The following is a 13,288-nucleotide window of genomic DNA, read 5'->3' as shown; positions in this document are numbered from 1 at the left end:
TAATCATGAATACTAAAGAAAAGATATTTGATGTATCGCTGGATTTATTTTCAAAGAAAGGTTATGATTCTGTTTCACTCAGGGAAATAGCAGAGGAAGTAGGAATAAAAAAAAGCTCAATATATAGTCATTATTCATCAAAAGAAGCTATTTTAATGGACATATTTGAATATTTCACTGACTTGTTCAAATATGATGAGCTGCTCAACAGTAAGGAATTTGTATTGAGTATGGACAATGAGATATTACTCGAAAACCCCGAATTGTTCTATCATCAGGGATCTGAAGCAATAAAGGAAATGCTGTTGAACGAAAGGAACCTTAAAATCTGGAAACTGATTTTTATCCAAATGCATTACAATGAGAACATAAGGTTATTTTTCCAAAATGAGATACTAGTAAAGCCATTGGTATTCTGGAACGGATTTTTCACCATCTTAAAGGAAAAAGGAATTATCAAAAAGGATTCAAATCCTAAACTATTGGCCAAGGAATATTACAGCTTTCCAATATATCTTCTACTGGAAATCTGTGCAAAATATGATGATATCCCTAAAAGTTCACTGGATAATTTCTTTAAAGAGGCTGAAGAGCATGCTAAATTTCTTCTTGAATGTGTGAAGGTGGAATAAAATAATTTTTTCAATAGGAGATGAAAGCATTTTCCCTTACAAATTAAATCATGATTATTATACAAGAGTGAAAGTTTTTGGAGATGAATTCATTGATTACGCTCAAGAATTCAATTTTAAAAATGATGAAGAATCCCTTGAAGCATTATGCATTGGTGTTTACTGGTATCTATATGGAACAACAGCTTTAGATTTAGATAGCAATATACATCAGGCCTTAGCAAATCTGGCTGAATATCGAAGAGCTTTTCCAGAGGATAAACCATTCATCGATGAACTTAGAGGAAAGCTATTAACAAAATTCCTATTCAAGCCTTTCAAGAAAAATGAAGAAAAACTAACTCAGGAAAATTTGGATTTGCTAATTAATTTTCTGGAGGCTACCGGAGATTATATGGATCAAATTCCTCATTTCAGAAACTTTACACATAATCTGGAGGATTGCCTTAGTTTAACCAAATGGTTTTGCAAAAACAGCGGCAAGCATCTTGGGGAATATACATCTGACTTAGAAAAATATCTTGAAAATAATGGAAACAGCCATCTAATGGAGGAGGACGTCATTTTCTATCATGGACATGAACTTGAATATCACTTGAACATGCTTGGAGCCGAGATAATGAACAGGATATTCAAGGACGAATATGAGAAAAGACAGAGAAAAGCTATAATCCTACCTGGATGCATGAATGCAAACAATAAGAAATGCAGGGCAAAAGAGGAAAGACTGGGATATGTCTGCACATTCTGCAATCCAAAATGCAATGTATACAAGATTTCTAAGGAGTATCCCAACCATGAAGTCTACATTGTTTCTCATGAATCGACTGCATTTAAGGGAGCCAAAAAGGAAGATAAACATGAATTGGGAATCATTGGCATAACATGCGTATTGAACTTAATCTCAGGAGGTTGGAAATCATCTAACCTATCTATTCCACCACAATGTGTCCTGCTTGATCATGTAGCATGCAAAAGTCATTGGCTGGATGAAGACATATACGGTGATATAGATATGGAGGAGTTGAAATTTAAAATTTGAATTTTTAAAATAAGATTATTATAATAGTTAAAACATATTAATAATCAATTAAAAAAGGGATTATTATGAATTTCAATTTTAAAGATAAGCTATTTGATTTGTTCCATCCGTTAATCATTGTTGCATTGGTAATCCTATTCATATTAATTGCCATGCCTATGTGGTATTTTTACAAGCAGATTCCTGCCCCAAATATGGATTTATACATATATATTGCAGTGGGGCTTTCGTTTTTTATCTTGGGAATATATGCCAGCAATTATCTGATGAAAAATAAATTTGTCTTGCCAAATAAAAATTCAATAAATCCCCAAAAATTATCATTGTTCGAAAAGTATTCAAAAAACGAATTGATTCTAGTGGGACTGGTTTTATTTGGAATAATCCTGCAGATAGTCAATCTTGTCTATCTGGGAGGCATTCCACTTTTTTCTGCAACATTGAAAGCTAGGGCAACTACCAAAATTTGGCTTGTTTCATATATAATATTCATGCCGTTCATCAATATCCTACTTGCAAAATACAACAGAAAATCCCATTATATCTTATTGTTAGTAGGTGCATTTCTGTTTGTCCTGACAGGTTACAGGACAACTCCAATTGCAATAATGCTATCCGCTCTAATCACATTGTACTATACAAGAGATATTGACTTCAAATACATTTTATTGGCTATCATATCGATTGCGGTCGTTCTTATAGTGGTTGGATTTATAGCTGTCCAAGCCATCAGCTGGCAGCATTGGACCTTAAACCCGCTGGAGCTGGTGTCACATAGGGCTGCATTTACATTGGATATATTTTCCACTGCTATCCAGAATCAGTTTCAAACAGGTGGAAGTCTTTTCTACTCTACTTTAACAGGATTTTTCACACATGTCGATCCAAGAGTCATAGTCGGAAATGTTACAACCGGGAGGGAACATTCAATCACTGCCACCATATTCGGTCCCGCCATACTTGATTTTGGAATAATCGGAATGATTATACAGATGTTTATATTGGGTTTGATTTTAAAAACATTGCATGCCATACAGAATCACAAAAAAAGAGTTACAAGTGCATTTTATGGAATTTTACTTGCACAGACCATTATATGGATTGAAACAGGACCGACAGATATAGTAGTTTGGCTATTCTATTTGATTGGTATCTGCATTATCATTAAAAATTTAAGAGGTTCAACTGATGATATCTAAAAATATAGCCCTTGCAGGCGAAATCACACCTGCCAAGACATTTATTCCCATTATCGAAAGATTAATGGAATTGGAAAAGGAAAATAAACTAAACTTCAAGATAAATAAGATGATTGGCCTTTATCATGGAGAATCTGCAAAGGATTTCCTAAAACCCTATTGCGATGAGCTATACTACATTGGAGAAGGCAGAAGAGGTAAGAAGAATTCAAAGCCAAAACTTGTTTATCTAATTTCAAGGGATATCTTAAAGTCCTTCAACGCTCTCAGGGGAAAGAATGTTGACCTGTTGATAACTGCAGGGAATGCTGGAGATGTTAGAAAATCAATTGTGGCTGCAAATATATTAAGAATCCCTGTCATACACATCGAACAGGACATATATAATCCTATTGAAGTCATATCCCAAGCAAATCTTGTCACTGTTCCATCACAAGAATACAAGGAATATCTAAAGAATAATTATAAACTCGACAATGTAGTGAACATCAACGGCTATCCAATGGCGAAATATGTCGATGACTATATCAGGGACAACAATTTAATTGATAAGGAGGAAATCTATGCCAAATATGGCATGGAAGATTTTGTTTTGGTTGTTCTTGGGGGAGACCTGAAGGATGGCGACATAGACCCCTTGATAAAATCCATTGAAAAACTCGACCGCAACGTATTGATTGCTCCTTACAGATTCGACAGGAACATGGTTGAAAAACTAGTTTCATCCTCAAGAATCAAGGTCTTGCCCCAATATGTTGATTTGTTAAGTTTTATGAATGCCGCATCACAGCTCATCTATGCTGCAGGCATGGGCATGACAATTGAAGCGGGCGTTTTTAACATTCCATCGCTAAAAATTGAAGGTTTCCACCAAACCCATGGCAGTGTGGATTTGGCCAAAACATTGAACATTCCAATTGTAAAGATTGATGAAATCCCCGAGGCATTTGAAAATTTGGCACCTCAAAACGATACAAGTCTTCTAGAAGACAGTGAAAACTCTATTGAAAAGGTAGTTAATATAATAAATGAATTTAATCCAAAATCACTAAAAAGAAGTGGCTTTAAATCGACTAAAGAAATTTGGAACAGCCGAAAAGCCTTTAGATGATTGAAATTAGGAAAAAATGTGGCAAAATGTACATTTTAATACTACAAAACTATATATAACACTTGCTATATATTATGAATGAAGATTTTTATAAAATTTATTAATTATTAGGTTGAAAAAATGAATGAAACAACTAAAATCTTAACAATTCAGGACATCTCATGTTATGGTCAATGCTCAATAACTGTTGCGCTTCCAATTGTTTCCGCTTTTGGAATTGAAACTGCAATTCTTCCTTCTGCAGTTTTATCCACTCATACTGCAGGATTTACAGACTTCACAGTTAGAGATTTAACAGAAGACCTTCCTGAAATCAGAAAGCATTGGGAGAAAGAAGAAATATATTTCGATGCCATATATACAGGATTCATCGCATCAATAGAACAGCTTGATTACATTAAAGAAATCATTGACTCCAGACTAAAGCCTGGAGGATTAGTATTTGTTGACCCGGCAATGGCAGACCATGGTGAATTCTATAATGGATTCGATCAGGAATTCGCTGATAAGATGGGTGAGCTATGCAAATTAGGAGATTTTATCCTTCCAAATACAACCGAAGCCTGCTACATATTGCACAAGCCTTGGAAAGAGGAATTCACAAAAGAGGAAATGCTGGAAATGGCAAATGAGCTTTCCGCATTTACAAAAAGGCATGTGATATTAAAAGGAGATACACACAGGCAAAACGAACTGGGAATGATTGTTTTAGATAAAGATGAATCATCCTGTGAAATCGTATACAATGATAAGATTGACTACGTGTCCCATGGAACCGGTGATGTTTTCGCTTCAGCATTTGTAGGATCAACCATGATTGGCAAATCCCCTTCACAGGCAGCAAAGATTGCCGGTGAATTTACAAAAAGAGCAATTGAAAAAACCATCGGCGATGAAAACCACAAGTATGGAGTTAAATTTGAACAGGTAATTCCAGAACTCTATGGATTATTGGATTAATTATATTTTTTTTGATTTGTACTACTTTATAGATATTGTAGTGCAACATTTCTATTTTTATTAATACTCAACATTATTGCATCAGCCATATTATTTTAAGAAATAATTAAATAGTAAGTGTAAAAGAAATAATAATGATGTTTGAGGAATTTAAGTTAGATAAAAGGGACAAATATTTTTTAGTATTTTTAATACTCTTTAGCACACTTCTTGTTATACACTACATCTATTTCAACCTCAAGGTTGGAGTGACTTGTTCTGATGTATATGTATATCTTGTAAATGCTCTTTATTATACTGGAATAAACCGATGCGCTGCAGAAAACATTTTCCTGTCGCCGACAGTGTGCTTTTTAACATCAATATTATTTAGACTTGGATTGGTTGATACAGTAGCAATCTATATTGTAACTGGAGTGCTTGCAATTATAGGTAATATTGGACTCTATTTCCTCCTCAGACGATATTTCAATAAGATTTACAGCTTAACAGGAGTAATCGTTTATTCAACACTTTCCCTAAATTTGGTCTGGCTTGCAAACGGTACTTTAGACATTCCGGCTGTTAGTTTCACAATTTGGCTTATACTATTCGGCATAATCGCTATTGATGAGAATCCTAAATTTTACCTATATGCAAGCTTGATATTTGTTTTAGGATTTTTCACAAGATACAGTGTTGTATTAACATTGCCTCCTCTTATTCTTTATTATATCTATCAAAAAGGATTCAAAATACATGAAGAAGATAAGAAATATATCAAAAAAGCTTTCATAATTGGAGCGGTCATTGGTATAATAATTTTAGCTGTTGTTGTAGCTATGGGCCATGGTCAATTTGAAGCAGGTCACCAGATGGTAAATAGGGCCACTGGAGAATCAGGATACTATTCAGACCCTGCATTCAACCCTAGCATAACTTATTATCTGGAAAAACTGCCTAATTTCATATCAAATTCCAATACTCTGTTCAGCGCTAATCCAATAATTAAAAACCCTACATTACTTTCTTGGGCTGTTATAGCAATATTTGTTGTTGGTGCAGGAATTTGGGTTATGAACAATACAACAAATCTGAAAAGGATTGAAAAACTTCCGATGATATTGTTGATTCTATCAGTGTTAATAGTTCGCGATGTAAGTCCTCTGATTACAATATTCATGGTCATGCTTGCATTCTATTATATTGGTCAAGACTCGAAGCACAAGATAGGAATTCTGATGATGATGTGGCTTCTTTCAAACCTGATATTCTATTCAAACTACAATATTAAAGTAACTAGATACATAATTCCAGCAATGCCTGCCGTTATATTCTTCCTATTGAAAGCTGTAGACAATATCCAAATTAATTTCAAAATCAACAAGAATGTAATTCCGATTGTATTGATTATTCTATTTGCAATTCAAGGATTTGCATTTACTATGACATATGAGCAGACAGACAGATTCAATTCCCATCAGGAAGTGATAGACTACATACATGAATTGAATCCTGATAATCCTGACGTGAAAATTGGAGTTTACAATCAAAGGGCATACCTTTGGTTGTATGGAGATAACGCTATGGGTCTTGTCTCACGTAACCAGTCAGCAATCGATCAAGCCGATATATCGTATTATATAGCGTCGTCCAGACTGTATGAGTTGCAGAACTTCACTGAAATACGGGTCTTCAATGACTTGTACCTATATGAGAGGACTAATGTTTGAACTTTCTAGCTTTTCTTGTAGCTAGAAAATCAAATATTTATTTCATTTTAAATTTTACACTATTTCTTTTCCTTTTCTAATGTAATACCCTTCTTGAATGGAGGCAACTGTTACAATACAAATACAATAACACCGCAAATTAATAATTAAACTTAAAGATTAATCCCATTTTTTGTGAAATTTCTAAATTAACATTACAGAATTTATTTTATGGTTTAAATTTACTTTTGGGAATTGTTTGATGTATATGGTCGAGATAAAATTAAATTAATTTTCAATAATCATAATGTTAATGAAAAATACGATGAATAAAATTAAAATAAAAACCCTACTTTTAATTTAATTAACGATAAATATGTTTTAATTGTTAGAAATGTATCTAATAAAAAAATAAAAAAAGTGGAGATAATTAAATCTCCTTATTTAATAATTATTGTTCCAGTTTTTGAAACTTTCTTATAGAAGGAATCTCCATTAAAGGTTACGGTAGCCTTATATGTTCCTTTTTTAGTCAGTTTCACATTTATTTTAGCAACACCTTTGGAGTTGGTAGTAGCTTTGTAGGTTTTGTTATTGATTTTAATGGTGACTTGTTTTTTAGCTAATACCTTACTGGTGCTAGCATCTTTTAAAGTAACAGAGTAAGATTTGGTTTTAGCTTTTACTTTGAAAGTTGCTTTTTTCACGATAAGTTTTGCTGTTTTCTTGTTAACAACAACTTTTGATGCTGCAATTGAGGATTTGTAGTTTTTATCACCGGCAAAGCTGACAACACAATCATAGGTTCCTGCTTTTGTAATGGCAACTTCTACTGTAGAGGTTCCATTTTCATCAGTTTTTTGAGTTAAAATTTCGCCGTTTAGAACTATGGTGAGTTCTTTGTTTGATAAAACATTTCCTTCATTGTCTTTTAATGTGATTATAACTTTAGATTTTTTATTTCCATCAATTGACTTGATGTAGACGGTTGTAGTAACATCTGAAACAATTATTTGAGTGTCTTTTAAAACAGGATTGTTTTCTGTTTCATAATTGACAATTAGTAAATTGTCTTCAGAAGTGTTGTTAACATATATGTTGTCTTTTGAATAAATAGCACTGGTAATTCCGTCATATGCCGGAGTTTCAGGCTCTTCATCAAGTTTACCGGTATTGTCAACAAATACAATGGATCCGTTTACAGCTGAGTTGTCAACGAAAGTATTGTTAATTATTTTCACGATAGTTTCAAAGGTTCCGAATATTGCTCCACCGTATGTAGCTGAGTTGTTTACTAATAAAGAGTTAGTAACTGAAATGTCGTTGATCATGTCTCCGAATACTGCTGCTCCGAAAGTTGCAACGTTGTTGGTGAATACACAATTGTCGACAATCATTTGACAACCTTCATCACCCATGATTGCTCCTTCACTTGCAGTGTTTCTATCAAATACACAATCGGATACATTTAAAATAACAAAGTCAGCACCGATTATAGCTGAACCGGTTCTTGCACGGCCGGTTGAGAATGAACAGTTTGTTGCAGTAAGGTTACTGTAGTGGTGTGCGTATAATGATCCACCGGTGTTTGCGTAGTTGTCTTCAAATATACAGTCGTCAACATACATGTTACAGTATCTTTGTTGATAGATAATACCTCCAGCATTAGTTCCGTTGTTCTTTTTGAAATAGGAGTTGCTAATGTGGGTGGTAGTGTTTAAGTAAGATAAGAATACTCCGCCACAGTATGTTGCAGTGTTGTTGACAAATACGCTGTTCATGACATCGAGAGTGGATAAAGTATGTGCATAAACTACAGATGACCTACTTCCTTTGTTGTTGTAGAAATAGGAATTGTTGATAGTTGCTGCATCAAATGAACAGATTACGCATCCCCAATCAGCTAATTTTCTTAAGTCTGCTAAGGTTGTTCCTTGTGTATTGTTGATTAAGTTGTTAAATCCGACCACATTGTTAATGGTGATTTTTCCGGTACTTAACAATACTCCAGTGTAGATTGTGGATTTTTCTTCTCCAGCACCTAATACTGTTTTAATAGTGTTGTCTGAGATGACTACAGTGTCTAAAATTACTTCAGAGTCACTTGTAATGATACCAGCATTAGTTCCTGTTTTATCTATGGTCAAGAAGAAGTTTTGTATAGTTAAATTTTTAATAAACAATACTCCATCGTTGACTTTTGCTAACCAGTTAGCATTGGAACCATCCAAAATAGTTTTATCAGGAGAAACACCAACTAAAATAATTCCGGTTGGGACAGTTAGGTTAACGTTTCCTTCACCTTGGTAAATTCCTTCTGCCAGGAAGATATTTGTTATTTTATATTCAGTTGCTTTTTCAACAGCTTTTGCAATAGTTTTAAATGGGGAATCTTGAGTACCGTTATTGCTATCTGATCCTTGAGGGGATACATAATAATTAACAGGTTCACCATAGTTAACAATTAATAAATTGTCTTCAGATGTGTTGTTGATATATGTATTTTCTTCTGAAATAATTTCACTTGTTATTCCGTCACGTGCAGGAGTTTCAGGCTCTTCATCAAGTTTACCAGTATTGTCAACAAATACTACAGAACCGTTTACAGCTGTGTTGCCAACAAAAGTATTGTTGGTTATAGTGACTGTGGTTTCAAAGGTTCCGAATATTGCTCCACCGTATGTAGCTGAGTTGTTTACTAATAAAGAGTTTGAAACTGAAATATCGTTGATCATGTCTCCGAATACTGCTGCTCCGAAAGTTGCAACGTTGTTGGTGAATACACAATTGTCGACAATCATTTGACAACCTTCATCACCCATGATTGCTCCTTCACTTGCAGTGTTTCTATCAAATACACAATCAGATACATTTAAAATAACAAAGTCAGCACCGATTATAGCTGAACCGGTTCTTGCACGGCCGGTTGAGAATGAACAGTTTGTTGCAGTAAGGTTACTGTAGTGGTGTGCGTACAATGATCCACCGGTGTTTGCGTAGTTGTCTTCAAAGATACAATCGTCAACATACATGTTACAGTATCTTTGTTGGTAAATAATACCTCCAGCATTAGTTCCGTTGTTCTTTTTGAAATAGGAGTTGCTAATGTGGGTGGTAGTGTTTAAGTAAGATAAGAATACTCCGCCACAGTATGTTGCAGTGTTGTTGACAAATACACTGTTCATGACATCGAGAGTGGATAAAGTATGTGCATAAACTACAGATGACCTGCTTCCCTTATTGTTGTAGAAATAGGAATTGTCAACTCTTGCGGAGTCAAATGAACAGATTACACATCCCCAATCAGCTAATTTTCTTAAGTCTGCTAAGGTTGTTCCTTGTGTATTGTTGATTAAGTTGTTAAATCCGACCACATTGGAAATAGTGATTTTTCCAGTACTTAGCAATACACCAGTGTAAATTGTGGATTTTTCTTCATCTGCACCTAAAACTGTCTTGATGATGTTGTCTGAGATGATTACATTGTCCAAATTTACATCAGAGTCACTAGTGATAATACCGGCATTTGTACCAGTTTTGTTAATGGTCAAGAAGAAATTTTTAATTGTCAAAGCTTTAATATTCAATACTCCATTGGTCATGTTTGCCAACCAGTTAGCATTGGAACCGTCCAAAATTGTATTATCAACAGAAGTTCCAATTAAATTAATGTTGCTAGCCATGGTCAGGTTAACATTTCCGTCTCCTTGATATATACCATCTGCCAAGTATATATTTGTAGTTTTATTGGCGCTGGTCTTTTCGACAGCCTTTCCAATAGTTTTAAATGGTGAACTTTGAGAACCGTCATTACTATCTGAACCATCGTCAGATACATAATAATTGACAGAATCACCATCATTTTGACTTGAACCATCAGCGATTACCGTTTCATCAGATATAGGTTCTGCACTAATAGCTGATATTGAAACAAATAATACTGTGATTAAAATCAATATAGGTAATATTTTATTCAACTTCATTTTTTTCCTCACTTAAATTATATTTGTAAAACTTTTTTTCCAAGTTATACAACTATTGTTATATTGATTATATTATTAATAATTATCTATTGATTAGTATTACTTATTTAAGATATATTTATAAATAATTATTACTTATTATAAAAATTGCAAATTCGAAAAAATTTCACAGAAATTATAAATAAAAAGATTAAGATATTAATATACAATTTTAGGTTGGGCAATTATGAATATTTTAATATCTAATGATGATGGGGTTTTTGCACCGGGAATATTGGCTGCAAAACAGGCTGTTGAGGATTTGGGTAATGTTTGTGTGGTAGCTCCAGACAAAAACAACAGCAGCGTTGGACGCCGTTTATCTTTATTCAAGCATTTAAAAATTAATTCCTGCGAACTTGAAGATGGAAGTCCTGCTTATTCTGTTTCAGGCAGTCCTGCAGATGCAGTAATTGTCGGTGCCGATTACTTAATGGATGAGAAGCCTGATTTGGTTATAACAGGGATTAATCAGGGAGTCAATATAAGCTGCGACATAACATCATCAGGCACTGTCTGTGCGGCTTTAGAAGCTGTCAGTTTAGGCATTCCTGCAATTGCGGTTTCCCTTTTTATGGATCCGAAAACTTCCTATAAACAGGATGAAAACGGCGAATGGTACATAGATTATGATTTCACCTTATCAAAGAAAGTCCTGCACAATCTGGTTTTAAAGATAATCAATGACGGATTTCCGAATGGAGTTGACCTGTTCAACTTGAATGTGCCTTCCAATTATGAATCAGAAGATGTTATGATTACCCATCTGGCGGATAAAATGCTGGATAAGGAAGTAATCGACAATACAAATAAAGAAAAAGAGGATTTATTCAATTATCCTTTAGGTGAAAATCAGGATAGTGACGACTTGATTATGATCACATCCAATCTGGTTCAGGAATATGATGAAGGTAGCGATGGATATGCATTAGTAGTTGAAAAGCGTCCAAGCTTATCCCCCCTTAATGCTAACATGACCTGCAAAGATTTGAAGGATTGGTAATCAAATTAATAATTCCTATGTTTCCATCCTTTTTAAAAATTCTTTTTAATATTGATATTAAGTTTTTGTTGCTAAATGTAATAAAATTTAAAAATAGTATGTATAAATGTTATTCAAAATTTCACAAAATATAATATTTTCATCATGATATATTCTTGTTTTGAATTATTTTATACAAAATATACATTTAAAATTTTAGAATCATGAAAAAATTGAAATTAAAGCTAATAGGATAAATTGACTTTATCCAAAGCTTTAATATATTTGTCTGCATAATTCTGTTTAACGGTTTTTGAGTAACTACCCTCTGTTTCATAGATATAAGAAACTAAACCCTTATTTGCAATAGGTACAGTTATATAAGCAGGACTTGAACCTAACTGCGGATCAAATCTTTTAATATGAGGTGTCAATTTTAGCAGCCTTTGTAAATAAAGAGAAGATTTCTTATGGAGATCATTACTTATTTTGACACTTTTTATGTTCTTATTAGAAATCATATGGATGAATCGAGGATATTTGTATCCGCTAAGCTTATAGTTTGTTTCATGGACATCTGTTGTTATTAAAGGTTTTTCATAACCTATATCATTTATTATGTATTTGTTTCCTAATATTTGGCCGTTCATTCTGCTTTTTGAATAACTTCTCTGGTCTTTGAGTACATGAATGTAATATAGCACATACCTTCTTTTTAATTTATTGTCATTCTTAATCAGGCTGTTATATATTGCCTTGTGCATTCCGCATTCTTGAACATGAACTCCAACAATTAATGATATGGTTTTTGTTGAAGACAGATTGCCGAAGTAGAGCTTTTCAACATATCCTTTTGAAGTTTTACCTAAAATTCTTTTATATGTATGAACTTTTGATTGGCTTCCATCTTTAGAAACAGCAAAAAACTTTAAAATTTGATTTGATGCTAAAGTTATAGGATTTGTATATTTTTTGCTGTAAACATTTGGTTTTTTACCGTTTGTGGTATAGTAGATTGTTCCTTTCATATCTGATTTAAGTTTTATAACTAATTCCTTGTCAGATTTAATAGTCATCTTATTTATCCATACATTAGGGATTTTTTTGATGACTGCACTTGAATTTTTGGATTTTTCAGAAGTATTTTTAGTGGCTGAAGCAGTATCATTCATATCTGAAGAATCATTAGCATTTTGATTAGTGTCCTCCTCAAAAGAAAGAGTAGGTTGTGAACTGATATCATTTGTAATGCTGATATTCGAATTGTCAGTTAAAACACTATTTTCAGCACTGACTGATGCAATTGAAAAAAGTAAAGACAAGAATATTAAAATTAATATGAAATATTTTTTATTAAACAAGATTTAACCTCCCTCTATTATTATAATAATTGTTTTATTGGAGGGTGTATAAATAGGTATTAGATTATTGTAAAGTTTTTGTTAAAATTCAAAAATTTCAAAATCAAATTTTTTCATAAAATTCTTCCAAAAATCAAAAATTGACAAAATTACCATATTTCAATCACTTGATGTATATGTATTACTTCACTTACAACATTTCACAAGAAACTCGCAAATTAGCCAAATTTTATATATAAATAAAACGTATATTTTATGTAATAATATACATTAAAAAAGAAAAGATAC

9 protein-coding genes are annotated in these 13,288 nt (G+C 33.1%); 7 read left to right on the top strand and 2 right to left on the bottom strand.

What is annotated here, in order from left to right; all coding sequences use genetic code 11:
- Nucleotides 1-5: 5 nt before the first annotated feature.
- The 6 genes from IJE64_RS05780 to IJE64_RS05755 all read left to right on the top strand — a co-directional run bounded on the left by IJE64_RS05780 (nucleotide 6) and on the right by IJE64_RS05755 (nucleotide 6,656).
- A complete protein-coding gene (locus tag IJE64_RS05780) occupies nucleotides 6-632 on the top strand; it encodes a TetR/AcrR family transcriptional regulator (RefSeq protein ID WP_292783323.1) in 627 nt (208 codons plus the stop codon).
- Nucleotides 633-699: 67 nt separating this feature from the next.
- On the top strand, nucleotides 700-1,674 hold the full coding sequence (locus IJE64_RS05775; RefSeq protein WP_292783320.1) for a DUF116 domain-containing protein: 975 nt from the start codon (nucleotides 700-702) through the stop codon (nucleotides 1,672-1,674).
- Nucleotides 1,675-1,739: 65 nt separating this feature from the next.
- The gene (locus tag IJE64_RS05770; protein WP_292783317.1) at nucleotides 1,740-2,873 is read left to right on the top strand and encodes an oligosaccharide repeat unit polymerase family protein; all 1,134 of its coding nucleotides are present in this window, start codon (nucleotides 1,740-1,742) and stop codon (nucleotides 2,871-2,873) included.
- Nucleotides 2,863-3,984: a hypothetical protein gene (locus IJE64_RS05765; RefSeq protein WP_292783314.1), complete on the top strand. Its 1,122-nt coding sequence runs from the start codon at nucleotides 2,863-2,865 to the stop codon at nucleotides 3,982-3,984. The genes IJE64_RS05770 and IJE64_RS05765 overlap by 11 nt, the downstream gene beginning before the upstream one ends.
- Nucleotides 3,985-4,104: 120 nt before the next feature.
- On the top strand, nucleotides 4,105-4,944 hold the full coding sequence (locus IJE64_RS05760; RefSeq protein WP_292783312.1) for a pyridoxamine kinase: 840 nt from the start codon (nucleotides 4,105-4,107) through the stop codon (nucleotides 4,942-4,944).
- 134 nt (nucleotides 4,945-5,078) lie between these two features.
- Complete coding sequence (locus IJE64_RS05755; RefSeq protein ID WP_292783310.1) at nucleotides 5,079-6,656, top strand: glycosyltransferase family 39 protein; 1,578 nt, start codon at nucleotides 5,079-5,081, stop codon at nucleotides 6,654-6,656.
- Nucleotides 6,657-7,075: 419 nt separating this feature from the next.
- On the opposite strand, the gene IJE64_RS05750 is transcribed toward IJE64_RS05755, so the two are convergent.
- Nucleotides 7,076-10,618: a DUF1565 domain-containing protein gene (locus IJE64_RS05750; protein WP_292783308.1), complete on the bottom strand. Its 3,543-nt coding sequence runs from the start codon at nucleotides 10,616-10,618 to the stop codon at nucleotides 7,076-7,078.
- A 226-nt stretch (nucleotides 10,619-10,844) separates the two neighbouring features.
- Between IJE64_RS05750 and surE the strand changes: the two genes are divergently transcribed.
- The gene (gene surE, locus IJE64_RS05745) at nucleotides 10,845-11,660 is read left to right on the top strand and encodes a 5'/3'-nucleotidase SurE (RefSeq protein ID WP_292783307.1); all 816 of its coding nucleotides are present in this window, start codon (nucleotides 10,845-10,847) and stop codon (nucleotides 11,658-11,660) included.
- Nucleotides 11,661-11,884: 224 nt separating this feature from the next.
- On the opposite strand, the gene IJE64_RS05740 is transcribed toward surE, so the two are convergent.
- The gene (locus tag IJE64_RS05740) at nucleotides 11,885-13,000 is read right to left on the bottom strand and encodes a chitobiase/beta-hexosaminidase C-terminal domain-containing protein (protein ID WP_292783305.1); all 1,116 of its coding nucleotides are present in this window, start codon (nucleotides 12,998-13,000) and stop codon (nucleotides 11,885-11,887) included.
- Nucleotides 13,001-13,288: the final 288 nt, after the last annotated feature.

The organism is Methanobrevibacter sp., from assembly GCF_017409525.1.
Lineage (GTDB): Archaea > Methanobacteriota > Methanobacteria > Methanobacteriales > Methanobacteriaceae > Methanocatella.
The sequence above is the reverse complement of the archived record's forward strand: the minus strand, read 5'-3'. Positions and strand labels throughout refer to the sequence as shown.

Coding starts and splice junctions, on each gene's coding strand:
- IJE64_RS05780 (WP_292783323.1), top strand. CDS start 6: ATGAATACTAAAGAAAAGATATTTGATGTATCGCTGGATTTATTTTCA.
- IJE64_RS05770 (WP_292783317.1), top strand. CDS start 1,740: ATGAATTTCAATTTTAAAGATAAGCTATTTGATTTGTTCCATCCGTTA.
- IJE64_RS05765 (WP_292783314.1), top strand. CDS start 2,863: ATGATATCTAAAAATATAGCCCTTGCAGGCGAAATCACACCTGCCAAG.
- IJE64_RS05760 (WP_292783312.1), top strand. CDS start 4,105: ATGAATGAAACAACTAAAATCTTAACAATTCAGGACATCTCATGTTAT.
- IJE64_RS05755 (WP_292783310.1), top strand. CDS start 5,079: ATGATGTTTGAGGAATTTAAGTTAGATAAAAGGGACAAATATTTTTTA.
- IJE64_RS05750 (WP_292783308.1), bottom strand. CDS start 10,618: ATGAAGTTGAATAAAATATTACCTATATTGATTTTAATCACAGTATTA.
- surE (WP_292783307.1), top strand. CDS start 10,845: ATGAATATTTTAATATCTAATGATGATGGGGTTTTTGCACCGGGAATA.